The organism is Mycobacterium simiae, assembly GCF_008370645.1.
In the GTDB taxonomy this organism is placed as follows: Bacteria; Actinomycetota; Actinomycetes; order Mycobacteriales; family Mycobacteriaceae; genus Mycobacterium; species Mycobacterium simiae_A.
Genome location: NZ_VTZN01000048.1, coordinates 12,714 through 30,957, shown reverse-complemented (window position 1 = coordinate 30,957; position 18,244 = coordinate 12,714). Strand labels below are relative to the sequence as shown.

Below are 18,244 nucleotides of genomic sequence, written 5' to 3'. Positions count from 1 at the left end.
GCGAGCCTAACGTCCCCCGCGCGTGAAGCGGGCTTCACGCGCGGGGGACGAAGCAGCGATCAGTAGCGATAGTGGTCCGGCTTGTAGGGCCCCTCGACGTCGACGCCGAGGTATTCGGCCTGATCTTTGGTCAATTTGGTCAGATGACCGCCGAGGGCCTCGACGTGGATGCGGGCCACCTTCTCGTCCAGGTGCTTGGGCAGCCGGTACACCTCGTTGTCGTACTCGTCGTTCTTGGTCCACAGTTCGATCTGTGCGATCACCTGGTTGGCGAAGCTGTTGCTCATCACAAACGACGGGTGCCCGGTGGCGTTGCCCAGGTTCAGCAGCCGACCCTCGGACAGCACGATGACCGACCGTCCGGTGTCGGGGAAGGTCCATAGGTCCACCTGCGGCTTGATGTTGGTCCGGGTCGCCCCGGAGCGCTCCAGCCCAGCCATGTCGATCTCGTTGTCGAAGTGGCCGATGTTGCCCAGGATCGAGTGGTCCTTCATCGCCCTGATGTGCTCGAGCATGATGATGTCTTTGTTTCCGGTCGACGTCACAACGATATCGGCGTCGCTGATGGCTTCCTCGACGGTGACCACGTCGAAGCCCTCCATCATTGCCTGCAGCGCGTTGATCGGGTCGATCTCGGTGACCGAGACGCGCGCTCCCTGGCCTTTCATCGCCTCGGCGCAGCCCTTCCCGACATCGCCGTAACCACAGATCAGGACCTTCTTGCCGCCAATCAGCGCGTCGGTGCCGCGGTTGATGCCGTCGATCAGCGAGTGCCGAGTGCCGTACTTGTTGTCGAATTTGGACTTGGTCACCGAGTCGTTGACGTTGATTGCCGGGAAAGCCAGATCCCCGGCCGCGGCGAACTGATAGAGCCGCAGTACACCGGTGGTGGTCTCCTCGGTGACGCCCTGGACCGACTCGGCGATTTTGGTCCACTTCTCCTTGTCGGTCTCGAACCGCTTCCGCAGCAGGTTCAAAAAGATCTTCCACTCGGTCGGGTCGTCGTCCTCGGCGGGGGGCACCACGCCGGCCTTCTCGTACTGCATCCCGCGCAGCACCATCATGGTGGCGTCACCGCCGTCGTCGAGAATCATGTTTGCAGGGGCGGGCCCGGCTTCATTATCCGGCCAAGTCAGCATTTGCTCGGCGGCCCACCAGTACTCCTCGAGTGTCTCGCCCTTCCACGCGAAGACCGGGACTCCCTGGGGCTCTTCGGGGGTACCGTACGGGCCTACGACGACGGCCGCGGCCGCATGGTCCTGGGTGGAGAAGATGTTGCATGACGCCCACCGGACTTCGGCGCCGAGTGCGGTGAGAGTTTCGATTAGCACCGCGGTCTGAACAGTCATGTGCAGCGAACCCGAAATGCGGGCGCCCTTGAGCGGTTGCACCTCGGCGTACTCGCGGCGCAATGACATCAGGCCGGGCATTTCATGTTCAGCAATCCGGAGTTCCTTGCGGCCGAAATCCGCTAACGACAGGTCGGCAATTTTGAACTCGATGCCGTTACGAACGTCGGTGGTCAGCGGCATTTCGGTCGTCGTCATAGGGTGTCTCATCCTTCTGCGGGGTTCACGGGGATCCGAGCGGGCTACATAGCCTAGGTATGCTCTTGAGTTACTGTAGCCCGCTGGCCTCGGCCGCGCAGATCAAGGAACGTTGAATACGCCGTAGCGCTCGACGTACAGTCCCAGCAACCGGGCGATGTCGGCTGAGACATCGTGGTCGGCCTCCGGCGGCATTGAGACGTAGCTCATCGCCAACCTCGCGATGGCACGGGCGAGCACACCGGCGTCCTCGACACCCATGTGCACCCAACTATCGGTGAGTGCCTGCGTCAACCGGGCCGACGCACGGTTGATGATGGGCGCGCTGTCGACAGTGATCATCTGCAGAAGGTCAAGTTTGGCCACGCCCGTGAGCAGCGATACCACCAGCGGATCTGAGGCAGCTTCAGTGAAGAACAAGCCAAAGCCCTGGACAAAGGCCTGATGGATGTCGCCCACGTTGGCGGCAATCGAATCGGCGACCGCGTCGACCATCCGATCTGCCAGACGCACTGCGTAGCCCTGGGCAAGGCCCAGCCGCGACCCGAACTCGTTGTAGATGGTCTGGCGGCTGATTCCGGCCTGGCGAGCGACGTCGGACAGGGTGATTCCCGACCAGTCGCGGGTCAGCAAGAGATCACGCATCGCGTCGAGCACCGAGTCGCGTAGCAGCAGCCGCGACGCCTCGGCGTAAGAAGCCCGCTTCACAGGCGCGACGGTATCAATCATGACCGTGCCACCTCCACCATCACGAAGTCCACCTTGGCGGTGCCGCAGTCGGGGCAACTCCAATCCTCGGGAATGTCGTCCCACCGGGTGCCGGGCGCGATACCCTCCTCTGGCCAGCCCAGCGCCTCCTCATACTCGAAGCCGCACTGGACGCATTCAAACACTTTGTAGTCGCTCATAATGTCTTGCCTCCCTTCCTATTACCGGCTCGCCCGGCAAGCGGTGGGCCCCCACCACACGGCCTGCACGGCGTGAATCGTCGCCGGACTAGATCTGTTGAAAATCGACTTTCTCTCGGACGGCGCAGTCCGGGCAGCACCAGTTATCGGGAACCTGTTCCCAGGCCGTGCCGGCTGGGAAACCTTCCCTGGCATCTCCTTTCTCCTCGTCATACACGTAGTCGCATACCGGGCACCGGTAGGCCGCAGTCATGCTGAGTTCCCTTGCGGCGAGCCATGCTTGGCCAGAATCTTCCGGCGCAGGCGGGGCTGCAGATTGACCTTGGTGATGTCACCGTCGTAATGCGCAAGCACCCGGTGATCCATCACCTTGCGCCACAACGGCGGGAAGTAGGTCAGCGAGATCATCGACGCATAGCCGCTGGGCAGGTTGGGCGCGTCCACCATGCTGCGCAGCACCTGGTAGCGGCGGGTCGGGTTGGCGTGGTGGTCGCTGTGCCGCTGCAGGTGGTAGAGGAACAGGTTGGTGACGATGTGGTCGGAGTTCCAGCTGTGCACCGGCGCACACCGCTCGTAGCGGTCGTTGGCGTTCTTTTGCCGCAGCAGCCCGTAGTGCTCGAGGTAGTTGACGGCTTCCAGCAGGGCGAAACCGAATACCGCCTGGATGAGCACGAACGGGATCAGCGCCGGGCCGAAGACCGCGATCAACACGCCCCACAACACCACCGACATTAACCACGCGTTGACGATGTCGTTGCGCAGATACGTCTTGGGGTTCCAGGGGCTGACGCCCTGGCGGCGGAATCGTTGCGCCTCCAGCGATAATGCGGAGCGCAGGCCGCCGAAGACGCTGCGCGGCAAGAACTCCCAGAAGGTCTCACCAAAGCGGGCGGACGCGGGGTCCTCCGGTGTGGACACCCGCACGTGGTGACCGCGGTTGTGCTCGATGTAGAAGTGGCCGTAGCAGGTCTGCGCCAGCGTGATCTTGGACAGCCACCGCTCTAGCGATTCCTTCTTGTGCCCCATCTCGTGCGCGGCGTTGATGCCCACGCCGCCGAGCGCACCGGTCGACAGCGCGATGCCGAGCTTGCCTGCCCAGCTCAAGCCGCCATCAAAGCCGAGCCAGCTGAGGTCGGAGGCGGTGAACAGGTAAGCCCCCAACACTACGCTGAGGTACTGGAACGGGATGTAGATGTAGGTGCAGTAGCGGTAGTACTTGTCGTTCTCCAGCCGCTCCATTACCTCGTCAGGCGGGTTCTGACCGTCCGGCCCGAAGCGCAGGTCCAGAATCGGCAGCAGGATGTAGAGCAGGATCGGGCCGATCCACAGCGGCACCTGAGCGGCGACGTGCCAGCCCGGCTGGTTCAGCCCCCAGATGATCGGCAGCATCACCGGCAGCATCGTGGGCGGGATGAGGCCCATGAGCCACAGGTAGCGCTTCTTGTCTCGCCACTCCGTTTCGGGCGCCTCAGCTAGCTCGGGACTGATTTGCGTGGTCATATGCCAAACCTCCATGTGAGTCACACCACAATGAGATTGGACAATACCGACAGATGCGTCTCGTGTCTATACAGAATCATGATTTTGTAAACAAAGTGGCCAAATTCGCTCTACCTGTCCACCCACTCCCGCCGACCCTGCACCGAGTGCCTGCGTCCGTAGCCGACGTAGATCGCGGTACCAACCACGAGCCAGACGCCGAATCGGATCCACGTCAGGGCGGTCAGATTCACCATCAACCACAGACAGGCGCACAACGAGGCAATCGGTAGCCACGGCACCCACGGCACCCGGAACCCACGCTCGAGGTCGGGCCGCCGCCGGCGCAGGATGATCACACCGGCGGACACCAGGACAAACGCGAACAGCGTGCCCACGTTGACCATCTCTTCGAGCTTGGTGATCGGGAACACCGAGGCGGTGGCGGCCACCGCGACCGCGACCAGCACCGTGATCCGGATCGGGGTGCCGCGGGAGCCGGTCTTGGCCAACTGACGCGGCAACAGCCCGTCGCGCGCCATCGCGAACAGGACTCGGCACTGTCCGAGCATCAGCACCATCACCACAGTGGTCAGGCCAGCCAGTGCCCCGACGGAGATGATGCCGCTGGCCCAGTACACGCCGTTAGCCTTGAACGCGGTCGCCAGATTCGCATGGCCGCTGCCCGGGACGGTACGCAGCTGGGTGTAGGAAACCATGCCGGACAGCACGATTGACACCGCGACATAAAGCACTGTGACGATGCCCAGTGACGCCAGGATTCCGCGTGGAACATCGCGTTGGGGATGCTTGGTCTCCTCGGCCATGGTAGCCACGATGTCGAATCCGATGAACGCGAAGAACACAATCGAGGCTCCGGCCAGTACCCCATACCAGCCGTAATGGCTGCCCGGTGCTCCGGTCAGCAGTGACAGCACGGACTGATCGGCGCCGCTGCCATGTTGTCCAGCTTCAGGTTTGGGGATGAAGGGCGAGTAATTGGCGGTCTTGACGTAGAAGGCGCCGACTACCACGACGAGGATGACTACCGACACTTTAATCGCGGTGACCACGGCCGAAAACCGCGACGACAACTTGGTGCCCAGCGCAATCAGCGTCGCCACCAGCGTAACGATCACCAGGGCTCCCCAGTCGAGGTCGATCGCCCTGAAATGGACTGTGTTATGGGAGAATCCGAACACCGTGCCCAAGTAGCTGGACCAGCCCTTGGCGACCACGGCGGCGCCGACTGCCAACTCCAGGACCAAATTCCAGCCGATGACCCAAGCCAGGAATTCGCCAAAAGTAGCGTAGGAGAAGGTATATGCGCTGCCGGCTACCGGCAGCGTCGAGGCGAATTCGGCATAGCACAGGGCTGCCAACGCGCAGGTGCCCGCCGCGATCAGAAACGACATCCAAATAGCCGGGCCGGTGATGTCGCCAGCAGTCGATGCGGTAACCGTGAAGATGCCGGCCCCGATCACCACCGAGACACCGAAAACCACAAGGTCGCGCCAGGTGAGATCCTTGCGCAGCCGGGTCTCCGGCTCGTCGGTGTCAGCGATGGATTGCTCCACTGATTTCGTGCGCCATCGATCGGCCATCTACTCGTCCCTCTCGTTGCAGCTGTGACCGCACAGTACTGGGTACGCGCTTCCCAGGATTAGGGCGAGCTTCGGAGCCAGTGCCGCACGCCCGAGGGAACACGGCGCCCTCATCGGCGCCAGCATCGCCGGTCTGGGTCCGCACGGTGGTTTGGGCTTTTGTCCTGCTAACCCGCTTCGCCGCAGCGCTGAAGCAGGCCAAACCCATTGGAGGCCGGCGATTCACGCCTTCCCGGTCAGCAGGTGTGCTGCTACAACGCACTGAGCCGCGCCGTTGGACACAACATGCGGGTGTGGCCCCGCGAGCGCCGACCGCAACAGCAGTAGCGAGTACTCTGCGGGTATGCGGGGGAGCATCACCCAGGACCACGCAGTTGTCATCGGGGCCAGCATCGCCGGGCTGTGCGCGGCACGCGTGCTCTCGGCGTTCTACCCCCGGGTGACGGTCTTTGAGCGCGACGAGCTGCCAAGCACACCGACCAACCGCGCTACGGTTCCCCAGGACCAGCACCTGCACATGCTGATGGCCCGCGGCGCAGAAGAGTTCGAGAGCCTTTTTCCCGGTCTGCTCAAGGACATGGTCGCCGCGGGTGTGCCCATGCTGGAGAACCGGCCGGACTGCATCTACCTGGGCGCCGCTGGCCATGTCCTCGGGACCGGGCACACGCTGCGCGACGAGTTCACCGCGTATGTGCCCAGCCGGCCGCATCTGGAATGGCAGCTGCGGCGCCGGGTGCTCGAGATCGACAACGTCGTGATCGTGCGCCGGCTCGTCGCCGAACCCCGATTCGAGCCAGGTCAGCAGCGGGTGACCGGAGTACTGCTGGCTCCCCGCGACGACGGTGAGCCCGAATTCACGCCCGCTGACCTGGTTGTCGATGCGGCCGGTCGCGGGACCCGGCTGCCGGTGTGGTTGACGCAGTGGGGGTATCAGCGCCCACCCGAGGAAACCGTCGACATCGGCATTAACTACGCCAGCCAACAGTTCCGCATGCCCGACGGTCTCATTCGGGAGAAGGTCGTGGTCGCCGGCGCCGCACACAACCAGTCGCTGGGGCTGGGCATGTTGTGCTACGAGGACGGCACCTGGGTGATCACCACCTTTGGGGTGGCCCATGCCAAGCCGCCGGCCACCTTCCCGGAGATGTGCGCGCTCGCCGAGCGGCTACTGCCGGCGCGTTTCACTGCCGCGCTGGCGCAGTCGGAGCCCCTCGGCAGCCCGGTTTTCCACGCCTTCCCGGCCAGCAAATGGCGCCGCTACGACAAGCTGGACCACTTCCCAGCCGGCATCATGCCATTCGGCGATGCCGTGGCCAGTTTCAATCCCACCTTTGGGCAGGGCATGACGATGACGTCACTGCAAGCGGGCAATCTGCGTCGGGCGTTGGAAGCTGCTGAGCATGATCCCGACAAGGACTTGGCCGCTGAGCTCAATCGGCTGACCGCGAAGACTACCTATCCGGTCTGGATGATGAACGCCATCGGCGACATCACCTTCCACCATGCTGTCAGTGCAGCCGTCCCGTGGTGGTGGCGGCCGTCTGGTGCGCTATTCGACCAGTTCCTGGGCGCGGCAGAAACGAACCCCGTTCTCGCCGAATGGTTTTTGCGCCGTTTCTCGCTGCTCGACAGCTTGTATATGGTTCCGCCGCCGCGAATCATCGGTCGCGCCATGGCCCACAACATGCGGCTGTGGCTGGGTGAGCGTCGGCAGGCGATCAAGAGCCGACGGCAAGCCGCTACAGCCCTACGGTCGCCCTGAACAGCTTGGTGGGCTCTTGCGAAAGCAGCCGAATTGGGCCGTCGTCAGCCGATACCCAGGCAGCCATACCGTGCTTGAGCGTCAGCGATGTTGACTTTCCGTGCACCGTCGTCGAACCCTCGGTGCACAGCAAGATCTGTGGGCCCTGGTGGCTCGACGGGGCATCGACCTCGTGGCCGAGCTGATCGTGGTCTAACACCAGCAGTGCGACTGCGAATTCGTCGGTCGGAGTGTCATAGATCCGCTCCAGGCCATGGCGCCGAATTGCCGGCCGCAGTTTCGACTCCGCGGTTGGAGCGAAGTCCAGCACCCGCAGCAGCTCCGGCACATCGACGTGCTTGGGAGTCAGACCGCCACGTAATACGTTGTCGGAGTTGGCCATTACCTCGAGTGCGAAACCGCGTAGGTAGGTGTGTAAGTTGCCTGCGGGCAGGAAGATCGCCTCGCCCGGCGCCAGGTTGATGCGGTTGAGCAACAACGCCGCCAGCACGCCTGCATCGCCGGGATAACGCTCACCCAGTTCCAGCACTGTCTTGACTTCGGCCGCGAATTCCGTTGCCCCTGAGCTGACATAGGTGATGGCACCGTCGAGCACGGCAGGCACCAGCACATCGATGTCGGGCTGGGGTGCGGTGATCCACGTGGTGAACAACGCGCGCAGACCGTCGGCGTCGGACTGGTCGCTGAGCAAGTCGATGAACGGGTCGAGGTCAGACACCATCAGTGCCTGCAGCAGCGCGCGGGTGCGGGCGGCCTCGCGAAATCCGGCCAGCGCCTCGAAGGGCTGCAGCGCCACCAACAGCTCGGGCTTGTGGCTGGTGTCGCGGTAGTTGCGCACCGGCGAAGAGACCGGAATGCCCAGTCGTTCCTCCCGCAGGTAGCCCTCGATCGCCTGCTCCGTACTCGGATGAGCCTGCAGTGACAACGGCTCGTCGGCGGCCAGCACCTTCACCAAGAACGGCAGCACATCACCGAACCGGGCGCGTGACCCGTGACCGAGCTGTCTCTCCGGATCGGCGGACAGCGCTTCGAGCAGCGAGGTTTCACCATTCTCGGTTTGCAGCCAAGCTGGGTCGGCCGGGTGCGCGCCGAACCACAGTTCGGCCTCAGGGTGGGCGGCCGGCACCGGCCGCCCAGTGAATTCGGCGATGGCGGTACGCGATCCCCAGGCGTACGTCCGTAACGCTCCGCGTAGCAGTTCCACGTTGTTTCTATCCCCGCACCAGTCGCAAATACACGGCGGCCATTTCCAACCGAACGGCCAATATCGCCAGTTGTTGGACGGCACCTTGAGCGTCGGCCGACGTGGGTAGCCCGGCTGACCTGGCGCTGCCGTCACCCGACACACCCTGATCCGACGCCGCGTCCGCAACTGTGACCAGGTAGACGTCATCAAGCCCCGCGATCCGGGCACCCACCACCGTCCGTTCCCCGGCCAGGGTCAACGCCAACGTCCGCATCCGCTCCGGAAGCGGTCCGTCGATCTGCTCGTCGTGGAAAAGAGCATCACCCAGGTGATCGCCAGCGCCGAACCCCGAGCCTGCCCGCTGCGCCACAACCGCGTCCGCCAGCCAGGTAGCGGCCACCACCTGGTGCGCGATCCGCAGCAGGACCGAACTGCCATGCCGAGCCAGCGCCATGGTGGCGGCGGTGTCCCCGACCATCGCCACCGGGCGGCCAGACACGCGAGCCGCGAGTGACTTGGCCGGGTTGGTGAAGACCTGGCGACTCGCACTGTTGTGCAGTGCCTCGGCGTCGAGCTCGTCGGCCAGCAGGGCCAAGTCGATCCGCAGCCTGGGGTCTACCGCCCCGAGGGCAGCCAGGCCCGCGGCCAGGTAGCGGGACAACCCAAACTCGTCGGGAACCCAGAGCCGCGGTGCCAGCACTGCAACGCGACCCGCCGTGGAGTCGCGTAACGGCCCCTCGTAGGGCGCCACCACGACGACCCGCGCACCTCGGCGCACGCCGGTCGCGGCTGCTCCCACCAGCGCCGGATCACAGGGGTCGTCGCCAGCGACAATCAGCACATCAAGCGGCCCGACCCAGGGCGGCGCCTCGGTCGTGATCGCGATGGGCTCGGCGGCGGCCGCACCCAACGTTGCGGCCAGCATGGCGCCGGCCGTCTCGGCGGTTCCGCGGCCGGCCACCCAAATCACGGTGCGGGGCCGGCCGTCGCGCAGCAAGTCCAGTTCGCCTTCGTCCTGTGCGGCGGCTATGGCACGAACCTGAGCACCTGCGGTGGATGCGGCCCGCAGCAGGCCATCTCGGTCAGCAGCAATCAGGCCATCGCTGTCTTCCAGATCGATCGCCCGGGTAGCGCTCACGTCCCCGCCTCCCGCGCTAGCTGGGCAGCGATTCCGGCGCTGACCTGCTGGACCACCGCCTCGACGTCCTCGGCGCTGCGCCCCTCCACATTGAGCCGTAGCAACGGCTCGGTATTGGAGCTGCGCAGGTTGAACCAGCTGTCGTCGCCCAAGTCGACCGTCACCCCATCCAGGTGGTCGATGGACTGAATGCGGCTACCGAAAGATTCCAGTACAGACTCCACACACGCCGGTACGTCGCCCACCGTGAAGTTGATTTCGCCGGACGATGCGTAGCGTTGGTAGTCGGCCGCGAGCTCCGACAACGGTCGGCTCTGTTGCCCGAGAGCGACCAGCACATGCAGGGCAGCCAGCATTCCCGAATCGGCGCCCCAAAAGTCGCGGAAGTAGTAGTGCGCCGAATGTTCGCCGCCGAATATTGCACCGGTGTCGGCCATCATCGCCTTGATGTAGGAGTGCCCGACCCGGGACCGCAGTGGCGTGCCGCCGCGCTCGACGACCAGTTCGGGCACCGCGCGCGACGTGATCACGTTGTGGATCACGGTGGCGCCGATTTCCCGGTTGAGCTCGCGCGCGGCCACCAGGCTGGTCACCGTGGACGGCGACACCGGCTCGCCATGTTCGTCGACCACAAAGCAGCGGTCGGCATCGCCGTCGAAGGCCAGGCCGATATCGGCACCGGTTTCGCGCACATAAGCCTGCAGGTCCACCAGGTTGGCCAGGTCCAGCGGGTTTGCCTCGTGGTTGGGAAACGCGCCGTCAAGCTCAAAGTATAAGGGCAACAACGTAATCGACTCGATTGGGCCGAGCACCGCCGGCGCGGTGTGGCCGGCCATGCCGTTGCCGGCGTCCACAGCCACCCGCAACGGTCGCAGCCCTGAGATGTTGACCAGCGACCGCAGGAATGCCCCGTAGTCGGCCAGCACGTCTTGGTCAGCCGTGGTTCCGGCCGGCCCCTCGCAGGCCGGGACGCCGTTAACAAAATTGATGAGATCGTCGCGAATCGCGTTGAGGCCGGTATCCGCTCCGACCGGCCTAGCGCCGGCGCGACAGAGCTTGATGCCGTTGTAGGCCGCCGGGTTATGGCTGGCGGTAAACATTGCGCCGGGACAGTCCAGCACCCCCGAGGCGAAATAGAGCTGGTCGGTGGACGCCAGACCAATACGCACGACGTCGACCCCTTGGCCGGTCACCCCGTCGGCAAATGCGGCCGCCAACGACGGCGAGCTGTCGCGCATATCGTGGCCGATCACCACTTGCCGCGCACCCTCGGCACGCATCAACCGGGCGAACACGGCACCGATACCGGCTGTCAGCGATTCGTTGATCTCTTCGCCGACCAATCCGCGCACGTCGTAGGCCTTGATGACACGATCGATCACCGCGGCAGGCCAAGACATGGCGGGAACTCCTGACAACCTAGGTTTCTGCGACTCTTCTTCGCCAGCCTATCGGCCCGCCGAAGCTGCCGACGGGAACGGTGTTCAGCGGCGGCTTCGAAGGGTCCGCGAAGATGTTCAGGCCTAGTCGGCCGGATCTGGCAACACCCGCAGGTGTCCACGGCGACGTCCGGAGCGGTGTTCTACCCGATGTTCGGGCGGCGCGAACACACCGCCACTTGGCGCGGTGGCATGGGCACCGGCTTGACGCACCACGGGATCGGAAAAACCGTTGCGCGAGGCGGCGCTGATGTCCGGAAAGGACAAGCCGCTCGAACCCCCCTCGCGCACCGCGTCGGCCAGCGCCACCAGGTCATCTTCATCCGGATTGGTAGGCAACGGCCCAGCGTGGCGCACCAGCTCCCAGCCGCGCGGTGCGGTGATGCGGCCGGCATGGCCGACGCACAGATCCCAAGAGTGCGGTTCCCGCGCGGTAGCGAGTGGACCCACAACCGCCGTCGAGTCCGAATAGACGAACGTCAACGTCGCCACTGCATAGTGCGGACACCCGGGCCGGCAGCAGCGACGGGGTACGTTCACGACCGAAAGGCTATCGTGCGGCAAGGCCGCCGAAGCGGCGGACACGCGCATCCGTTCTAGGCACGATGTGTAACCGTTACCATCAGCGCGTGAGCGATTGCCGCGGCTTCGAACGCAGCGGTCGACCGGGCGGTAGATCCGTGTCGCGCCGGGTGCGACGTCGCGGTCGCGAGGTGCGCGGTCCGTTGCTGCCGCCGACGGTGCCCGGGTGGCGCAGCCGGTCCGAGCGGTTCGACATGGCAGTACTGGAGGCCTACGAACCCATCGAGCGCCGCTGGCACGATCGGGTGGCCGAACTCGATGTCGCGGTCGACGAAATCCCACGCATCGCCGCCAAGGATCCGCAGAGTGTGCAGTGGCCACCCGAGGTCATCGCCGACGGGCCGATTCCGCTTGCCCGATTGATACCAGCTGGTGTCGACGTCCGTGGCAATGCCACTCGGGCACGAATTGTATTGTTTCGCAAGCCTATAGAACGCCGGGCGAAGGACACCATCGAACTGGGCGAGTTGCTCCATGAGATTCTGGTGGCCCAGGTGGCCATCTATTTGGATGTCGAGCCTTCGGTCATCGACCCGACGATCGAAGACGAGTGATCGATCAGACTATCCCCCGCTTGAGGCGGCGACGTTCGCGTTCGGACAACCCACCCCAGATGCCGAAGCGTTCGTCGTGGGCCAGCGCGTACTCCAGGCACTCATGGCGCACCTCGCAACCCAGGCAGATCTTCTTGGCCTCACGGGTGGAGCCACCCTTCTCCGGGAAGAAGGCCTCGGGGTCGGTTTGAGCACAAAGTGCGCGGTCCTGCCACTGGTCGGCGGGCGGCTCGGCCGGAACTGGCAGCGGTTCGGGCTCAAACGCAACGGGAACCAAACTCAAGTGCGGTCGCCCTATTTCGGGCGACAAAACTGTTGTCGAGCCGGCAATAGTGTGCGGCGTGCCTCCCATTACGCCCCGAAGGTGCTCATAGGACATGCGTCCGCCTCCTCGCCTGAGTAGAAAGTGAAATGGTTTGCCACTGTTTTGATGCGCAGTTCACCTAATTCGAACTAGTGATCGAATCTCGGTCTGCGACACCGAAACCGGCCGGCCAACCGGGAAATGACACTGATGTGATTAGACACGGGTTAGGCAGCCGGGTCAAGCTTTACAGCGCATTTCCATACCATCTCGTGATCAAATTTCCGCAATTCTGTTTCGAGGGCGGCTCCGGCGTGTCGAGTGCGCTTCATCACAAGCCCCACCGGGTGGTCCTGCGAGGTCGGCCACGGAGCGACGTCGCCGGCAGGTACTGTCCTGCGATGTGAAGGTCACCGTTCTCGTCGGTGGTGTCGGCGGCGCCCGCTTCCTACTGGGAGTGCAGCACTTGCTCGGTCTGGGTCAGTTTGCCACACCAGGCGAGGATGGGCGTCACGAGCTGACCGCTGTGGTCAACATCGGTGACGATACCTGGATTCATGGGCTGCGCGTCTGCCCAGACCTGGACACCTGCATGTACACCCTGGGCGGCGGCGTGGACCCGCAACGCGGTTGGGGTCACCGTGACGAAACCTGGCATGCCAAGGAGGAACTCGTGCGCTACGGCGTGCAACCCGACTGGTTCCAGCTTGGTGACCGGGACCTGGCCACGCACCTGGTGCGCACCCAGATGCTGCGGGCCGGCTACCCGCTGTCGCAGATCACCACGGCGCTCTGCGACCGCTGGCAACCGGGCGCGACGTTGCTGCCGGTCAGCGACGACCGGTGCGAGACGCACGTGGTGGTCACCGACCCGGTCGATCAATCCCCGCGTGCCATCCATTTTCAGGAGTGGTGGGTGCGCTACCGTGCCCAGGTACCAACCCACAGTTTCGCCTTCGTCGGAGCCGAAAAGGCCAATGCCACAACTGAAGTTGTCGCAGCCATCGCCGAGGCCGACGTCGTCATGCTGGCCCCGTCCAATCCCGTGGTCAGCATCGGCGCGATCCTGGCCGTCACCGGCATTCGCGCCGCGCTGCGGGCCACCACCGCGCCCATCGTCGGTTACTCGCCGATCGTCGGTGGAAAACCGTTGCGTGGTATGGCCGATGCTTGCCTTTCCGTGACCGGGGTAGATTCCACCGCGGAGGCGGTGGGCCAGCACTACGGCGCCCGCATCGCCACCGGGATACTCGACTGCTGGTTGGTGGCAGCGGGCGATCATGCCGACATCGAGGGAGTCACGGTGCGATCGATACCGCTGCTGATGAGCGATCCTAAGGCAACGGCCGAAATGGTCTACGCCGGACTGGAACTCGCGGGCGTGGCAGCGTGACCGAGCATGGCACCGGCTCGGCGATCGAAATACTTCCGGTCGCGGGGCTGCCCGAATTCCGGCCCGGCGATCAACTCAGCGCGGCCATCGCCACAGCTGCGCCGTGGCTGCGGGACGGCGATGTCGTCGTGGTCACCAGCAAGGTGGTGTCCAAGTGCGAGGGTCGGCTGGTGCCGGCGCCCCACAACGATGAAGAGCGAGATCGGCTACGTCGCAAGCTGATCGACGATGAGGCGGTGCGGGTGCTGGCGCGCAAAGGCCGCACTCTGATCACCGAGAACCGGCTCGGGCTGGTCCAGGCCGCCGCCGGAGTAGACGGATCCAACCTCGACCGGAATGAGTTGGCGCTGCTGCCTGTCGATCCCGACGTTAGCGCTGCGGCCCTGCGCACCGAGCTGCAGGAGCGGCTCGGCGTCACGGTCGCCGTGATCATCACCGACACCATGGGCCGCGCCTGGCGCACCGGCCAGATCGACGCCGCGGTCGGTGCCGCGGGGCTGGCGGTGTTGCATAACTATGCAGGTGCCGTCGATCGGCAGGGCAATGCGCTGATCGTCACTGAGATTGCGGTCGCCGACGAGATCGCCGCCGCCGCCGACCTGGTCAAAGGCAAGTTGACCGCGCTGCCGGTGGCTGTAGTGCGCGGACTGCTGATCGACGACGACGGCTCAACGGCCCGCCAACTACGGCGGCCGGGCGCCGAGGATCTGTTTTGGCTCGGCACGGCCGAAGCCATCGAGCTAGGTCATCGGCAGGCCCAACTGTTGCGCAGATCCGTCCGCCGATTCAGCGAAGAAACGGTGGCGGCGCACCTCATCGAGGACTCCGTGCGCGAGGCGCTCACCGCGCCGGCCCCCCATCACACCCGCCCAGTGCGGTTCGTGTGGCTGCACACGCCGGCGGTGCGCATCCAGCTGCTTGACCGGATGAAAGACCGGTGGCGATCCGACCTGGCCGGTGACGGCCGGTCCGCCGACTCCATCGAACGCCGGGTGGCGCGCGGCCAAATCCTTTACGACGCGCCCGAGGTCGTCATTCCGATGCTGGTTCCCGATGGCGCCCACACCTACCCCGACGCTGCCCGCACCGATGCCGAACACACCATGTTCACCGTTGCGGTGGGAGCCGCCGTACAAGCCCTGCTGGTCGCCCTGGCGGTGCGCGGACTGGGCAGCTGCTGGATCGGCTCGACCATCTTTGCGGCCGAACTGGTGCGCGCGGAGTTACAGCTACCTGCAGACTGGGAACCGTTGGGTGCCATCGCGATCGGCTACCCCCAAGAACTACCCAAAGTACGCGACCCGGCGCCAATCGGGGACCTGTTAGTCCGCAAATGAGGACGTTCACGGGCAAGAACGCCGCATCCGCTGACAAGGTCCGCGGCGGGTATTACACGCCACCCGCGCTCGCCCGCTTCCTGGCCCGCTGGGTCTGCGCGGCGGGCACTCGCATCCTCGAGCCTTCTTGTGGCGATGGGCGCATCCTGCGCCAGCTCGCCGAACTGACTGGACAGGCGCACGGTGTAGAGCTTGTCGCGCGGGAAGCGGTGCAGTCCCGAAAATTCGCTTCGGTGGACGTCGAGAACTTCTTCACCTGGCTGCGCGGGACGCAGGCCGGCAGCTGGGATGGCATCGCCGGCAACCCTCCTTACATCCGCTTCGGCAACTGGGCATCCGACCAACGAGAACCGGCCCTGGAACTGATGCGAAGCGTGGGTCTGCGCCCGACGAAATTGACCAACGCCTGGGTCCCGTTTGTCGTGGCAAGCACGACGCTGGTGCGTGACGGCGGACGCGTGGGCCTGGTAGTGCCCGCAGAATTGCTGCAGGTCAGCTACGCGGCGCAGCTGCGCGAATTTCTGCTCAGCCGCTATCGCGAAATCACGCTGGTGAGCTTTCGGCGCTTGGTGTTCCACGGAATCCTGCAAGAAGTCGTGTTGTTCTGCGGTGTCGTCGGCGCGGGTCCGGCGCAGATACGCACGGTCCAGCTGGGCGACGCCGACGCGCTAGAGAGCGCAGACTTCACCAACGAGACCGCTCCGGCGCTGCTCCACGAAAATGAGAAATGGACCAAGTACTTCCTCGCCCCCGCTCACATCCGGCTGCTACGCAGGCTAAGGCAATCCGACACGATGATCCGGCTAGGCGAACTGGCCGAGGTAGACGTCGGAATCGTGACAGGCCGCAACAGCTTCTTCACGTTCAGCGACGCCGAAGCGCGGAAGCTGGGACTGACGCAGCACTGCGTTCCGCTCGTCTCGCGCAGTGCCCAGCTGAGCGGGCTAGTCTACGACGACGATTGCCGGGCACGCGATGTCGCCAGGCACCGCACCTGGCTGCTCAACGCGCCACATCGGCCGAGCGATCCGGCTCTTGCCGCACACATCCAAGCCGGCGAAGCCGCCGGCGTTCACCTGGGCTACAAGTGCTCCATCCGCAAGCCGTGGTGGAGCACACCGTCGCTGTGGGTTCCCGACCTCTTCATGCTGCGCCAGATCCACCTCACGCCCCGCCTGACCGTCAACGCGGCAGCGGCGACCAGCACCGACACGGTGCATCGGGTACGGCTGGACTGCGCCGTCGACCCGGCGAGACTGGCTGCGGCATTTCACAACAGCGCCACCTTCGCGTTCGCCGAAATCATGGGACGCAGTTATGGCGGCGGCATCTTGGAGTTGGAGCCGAGCGAAGCCGAACAGTTGCCCATTCCGCCACCGACGTACGCGAGCGCAGAACTTGCCCGAGACGTTGACCTGCTGCTCAAAGCCAACGCGACCGAGAAGGCGTTGGACGCGGTGGATCGCCACGTTCTCGTCGACGGACTCGGCCTATCCCCCGGGCTCGTCGCGGACTGCCGCGCGGCGTGGCTGACGCTGCGCGATCGCCGGATTACCCGCAGGACCCGATGAGTATCCGAGAATCGGCCATCGCGATCCTCACCGATTGGCACGCTCCCAATCCGGCGCAGGACACCTTGCGGCACGCCGTGCTCGCCTTCGTGCAGGCTCGCGCCGACGCCTGCCGGCGCGAGTGCGTACCCGCGCATATCACCGCCTCGGCGCTGGTGCTCGACGAGACTGGGGATCGAGTGTTGCTCACCTTGCATCCGCGCCTGGGCCGCTGGGTGCAACTGGGCGGCCATTGCGAGGACGCTGATGGCGACGTCGTCGCCGCGGCATTGCGCGAGGCCACCGAGGAATCCGGCATCGCCAGTTTGCGTATGGCGCCGGACCTGGTGGCGGTGCATGTACATCCGGTCACGTGCTCGCTGGGCGTTCCGACCCGCCATCTAGATTTGCAGTTCGCGGCGCACGCCCCTGCTGGCGCGCAGATTGCGATCAGCGACGAATCGGTGGACCTGCGCTGGTGGCCGGCTGACGGGTTACCGCGCGGAACCGACCACGCGCTGGCGTACTTGGTCGCCCAAGCCACGGCGAGATCTAGCGAGATCTACGCCAGCGTGGAAAAGTGCGAGTGGAGACCGCGCTAACGTCGACCTCGGCGATAACCGCGGCGGGTGAGCGCTTCGTATGCCTGGCCGACGATGTCGTCGGGCCGATGTTCGGCAACCACCCGGATCACGATCCAGCCCTGGTCTTGAATAGCGGCCAACCGATCGATGTCCTTGACGAATTGCCGGCGATCGGTGCGGTGTTGGTCCCCGTCGTATTCCAGCGCGACCCCATATTCCTCCCACCCCAGGTCCAGCGCGCCGATGAGTCGCCAGCCCTGGTTTACCGGAATCTGCGTGGCGGGTTTGGGCAATCCTGCATCGATGAGCAAAAGCCGCAGCCAGGTTTCCTTGGGCGACGCGGCACCGCCGTCGACCAGCGGCAACACCTCCCGGAGCCGTCGCACCCCACGGGCACCCCGGTAGCATTTGGCCAGCACGGCGACGTCTTCTGACGAGAACGGGGTGGCACGCATCAGGGCATCTAGCCGCGCCACCGCCAGCCCGCGCGGCAAGTGACGGCCGAGGTCAAAGGCGGTGCGGGACACCGACGTGACCGGAAAAGTCACCGACTGCCGAGTTACGTAGGTGACTTCGTCGGCAGTCGCCGTTTCGTCGCGGACCACCAGACCGCGGTGTGCTCGCGCGCTTTTCGTAATGAGCTCAATGGGCTCATCCGCATCGACCCACTGCGCTCCATGCAGTGCTGATGCCGCAACACCTGCCACCACCGCGCGCCGGCGCGACCACAACCACGCGCCCAGCGTGCGGTCGGTCAGCGTTGGCTCACGTCCCTTGGGTAGGTAAACGTCGGGAAAGACTTTCCGGTACCACCGGCGCAACTGGTACTCGGTCAACGCGGCGTCGCTGCCAACAACAACCTCGCTCATGCGACGAG

General features: G+C 64.9%; 18 protein-coding genes. 6 read left to right on the top strand and 12 right to left on the bottom strand.

Annotated features, from left to right (window positions below; all coding sequences use genetic code 11):
• Positions 1-59 precede the first annotated feature (59 nt).
• The 6 genes from ahcY to F0Q45_RS10205 all read right to left on the bottom strand — a co-directional run bounded on the left by ahcY (position 60) and on the right by F0Q45_RS10205 (position 5,538).
• Positions 60-1,547, bottom strand: a complete 1,488-nt coding sequence (gene ahcY / locus F0Q45_RS10230) for an adenosylhomocysteinase (protein ID WP_149653842.1) — start codon at positions 1,545-1,547, stop codon at positions 60-62.
• A 102-nt stretch (positions 1,548-1,649) separates the two neighbouring features.
• Entirely contained in the window at positions 1,650-2,276 is a 627-nt protein-coding gene (gene alkX, locus F0Q45_RS10225) for a TetR family transcriptional regulator AlkX (RefSeq protein ID WP_149653841.1), read from the bottom strand.
• Positions 2,273-2,455 carry a rubredoxin gene (locus F0Q45_RS10220; RefSeq protein ID WP_149653840.1) on the bottom strand — a complete coding sequence of 61 codons (183 nt, stop codon included), beginning with the start codon at positions 2,453-2,455 and terminating at the stop codon, positions 2,273-2,275. The genes alkX and F0Q45_RS10220 overlap by 4 nt, the downstream gene beginning before the upstream one ends.
• A gap of 88 nt (positions 2,456-2,543) precedes the next feature.
• Positions 2,544-2,708, bottom strand: coding sequence for a rubredoxin (locus F0Q45_RS10215; protein WP_149653839.1), 165 nt, complete (start codon positions 2,706-2,708; stop codon positions 2,544-2,546).
• Positions 2,705-3,955: an alkane 1-monooxygenase gene (locus F0Q45_RS10210; protein ID WP_149653838.1), complete on the bottom strand. Its 1,251-nt coding sequence runs from the start codon at positions 3,953-3,955 to the stop codon at positions 2,705-2,707. The genes F0Q45_RS10215 and F0Q45_RS10210 overlap by 4 nt, the downstream gene beginning before the upstream one ends.
• 110 nt (positions 3,956-4,065) lie before the next feature.
• On the bottom strand, positions 4,066-5,538 hold the full coding sequence (locus tag F0Q45_RS10205; protein ID WP_149653837.1) for an APC family permease: 1,473 nt from the start codon (positions 5,536-5,538) through the stop codon (positions 4,066-4,068).
• A gap of 343 nt (positions 5,539-5,881) precedes the next feature.
• On the opposite strand from F0Q45_RS10205, the gene F0Q45_RS10200 reads away from it, so the two are divergent.
• On the top strand, positions 5,882-7,300 hold the full coding sequence (locus tag F0Q45_RS10200; RefSeq protein ID WP_149653836.1) for an FAD-dependent oxidoreductase: 1,419 nt from the start codon (positions 5,882-5,884) through the stop codon (positions 7,298-7,300).
• Here the strand turns inward: F0Q45_RS10200 and manA are convergent.
• The 4 genes from manA to F0Q45_RS10180 all read right to left on the bottom strand — a co-directional run bounded on the left by manA (position 7,278) and on the right by F0Q45_RS10180 (position 11,603).
• On the bottom strand, positions 7,278-8,504 hold the full coding sequence (gene manA / locus F0Q45_RS10195) for a mannose-6-phosphate isomerase, class I (protein WP_149653835.1): 1,227 nt from the start codon (positions 8,502-8,504) through the stop codon (positions 7,278-7,280). The genes F0Q45_RS10200 and manA overlap by 23 nt on opposite strands.
• A gap of 7 nt (positions 8,505-8,511) precedes the next feature.
• Complete coding sequence (locus tag F0Q45_RS10190; protein WP_149653834.1) at positions 8,512-9,624, bottom strand: TobH protein; 1,113 nt, start codon at positions 9,622-9,624, stop codon at positions 8,512-8,514.
• A complete protein-coding gene (locus F0Q45_RS10185; RefSeq protein ID WP_149653833.1) occupies positions 9,621-11,024 on the bottom strand; it encodes a phosphomannomutase/phosphoglucomutase in 1,404 nt (467 codons plus the stop codon). Before F0Q45_RS10185 ends, F0Q45_RS10190 begins: the two co-directional genes overlap by 4 nt.
• Positions 11,025-11,147: 123 nt before the next feature.
• Positions 11,148-11,603, bottom strand: a complete 456-nt coding sequence (locus F0Q45_RS10180; protein ID WP_188112861.1) for a DUF3499 domain-containing protein — start codon at positions 11,601-11,603, stop codon at positions 11,148-11,150.
• 173 nt (positions 11,604-11,776) lie between these two features.
• On the opposite strand from F0Q45_RS10180, the gene F0Q45_RS10175 reads away from it, so the two are divergent.
• Complete coding sequence (locus tag F0Q45_RS10175; protein ID WP_149653845.1) at positions 11,777-12,199, top strand: metallopeptidase family protein; 423 nt, start codon at positions 11,777-11,779, stop codon at positions 12,197-12,199.
• Positions 12,200-12,203: 4 nt separating this feature from the next.
• Here F0Q45_RS10175 and F0Q45_RS10170 read toward each other — a convergent pair whose 3' ends face one another.
• Entirely contained in the window at positions 12,204-12,551 is a 348-nt protein-coding gene (locus F0Q45_RS10170) for a WhiB family transcriptional regulator (RefSeq protein ID WP_149653844.1), read from the bottom strand.
• A gap of 355 nt (positions 12,552-12,906) precedes the next feature.
• Here F0Q45_RS10170 and cofD point away from each other — a divergent pair, with 355 nt between their 5' ends.
• Genes cofD through F0Q45_RS10145 form a run of 4 tightly spaced genes read left to right on the top strand, consistent with a single transcriptional unit; the run spans position 12,907 to position 17,385 of the window.
• Positions 12,907-13,896, top strand: coding sequence for a 2-phospho-L-lactate transferase (gene cofD, locus F0Q45_RS10160; RefSeq protein WP_149653830.1), 990 nt, complete (start codon positions 12,907-12,909; stop codon positions 13,894-13,896).
• Entirely contained in the window at positions 13,893-15,233 is a 1,341-nt protein-coding gene (locus F0Q45_RS10155) for a coenzyme F420-0:L-glutamate ligase (RefSeq protein ID WP_149653829.1), read from the top strand. Before cofD ends, F0Q45_RS10155 begins: the two co-directional genes overlap by 4 nt.
• Positions 15,230-16,804, top strand: a complete 1,575-nt coding sequence (locus F0Q45_RS10150) for a class I SAM-dependent methyltransferase (protein ID WP_149653828.1) — start codon at positions 15,230-15,232, stop codon at positions 16,802-16,804. The genes F0Q45_RS10155 and F0Q45_RS10150 overlap by 4 nt, the downstream gene beginning before the upstream one ends.
• Positions 16,801-17,385 carry an NUDIX hydrolase gene (locus F0Q45_RS10145; protein WP_149653827.1) on the top strand — a complete coding sequence of 195 codons (585 nt, stop codon included), beginning with the start codon at positions 16,801-16,803 and terminating at the stop codon, positions 17,383-17,385. The genes F0Q45_RS10150 and F0Q45_RS10145 overlap by 4 nt, the downstream gene beginning before the upstream one ends.
• On the opposite strand, the gene F0Q45_RS10140 is transcribed toward F0Q45_RS10145, so the two are convergent.
• Complete coding sequence (locus F0Q45_RS10140; protein ID WP_149653826.1) at positions 17,382-18,236, bottom strand: hypothetical protein; 855 nt, start codon at positions 18,234-18,236, stop codon at positions 17,382-17,384. The two genes, F0Q45_RS10145 and F0Q45_RS10140, sit on opposite strands and share 4 nt — an antisense overlap.
• Positions 18,237-18,244: the final 8 nt, after the last annotated feature.

Bases quoted from the DNA above. Each gene is read 5' to 3' on its own strand.
- ahcY (WP_149653842.1), bottom strand. From the start codon at position 1,547: ATGACGACGACCGAAATGCCGCTGACCACCGACGTTCGTAACGGCATC.
- alkX (WP_149653841.1), bottom strand. From the start codon at position 2,276: ATGATTGATACCGTCGCGCCTGTGAAGCGGGCTTCTTACGCCGAGGCG.
- F0Q45_RS10220 (WP_149653840.1), bottom strand. From the start codon at position 2,455: ATGAGCGACTACAAAGTGTTTGAATGCGTCCAGTGCGGCTTCGAGTAT.
- F0Q45_RS10215 (WP_149653839.1), bottom strand. From the start codon at position 2,708: ATGACTGCGGCCTACCGGTGCCCGGTATGCGACTACGTGTATGACGAG.
- F0Q45_RS10210 (WP_149653838.1), bottom strand. From the start codon at position 3,955: ATGACCACGCAAATCAGTCCCGAGCTAGCTGAGGCGCCCGAAACGGAG.
- F0Q45_RS10205 (WP_149653837.1), bottom strand. From the start codon at position 5,538: ATGGCCGATCGATGGCGCACGAAATCAGTGGAGCAATCCATCGCTGAC.
- F0Q45_RS10200 (WP_149653836.1), top strand. From the start codon at position 5,882: ATGCGGGGGAGCATCACCCAGGACCACGCAGTTGTCATCGGGGCCAGC.
- F0Q45_RS10185 (WP_149653833.1), bottom strand. From the start codon at position 11,024: ATGTCTTGGCCTGCCGCGGTGATCGATCGTGTCATCAAGGCCTACGAC.
- F0Q45_RS10170 (WP_149653844.1), bottom strand. From the start codon at position 12,551: ATGGGAGGCACGCCGCACACTATTGCCGGCTCGACAACAGTTTTGTCG.
- F0Q45_RS10150 (WP_149653828.1), top strand. From the start codon at position 15,230: ATGAGGACGTTCACGGGCAAGAACGCCGCATCCGCTGACAAGGTCCGC.
- F0Q45_RS10145 (WP_149653827.1), top strand. From the start codon at position 16,801: ATGAGTATCCGAGAATCGGCCATCGCGATCCTCACCGATTGGCACGCT.
- F0Q45_RS10140 (WP_149653826.1), bottom strand. From the start codon at position 18,236: ATGAGCGAGGTTGTTGTTGGCAGCGACGCCGCGTTGACCGAGTACCAG.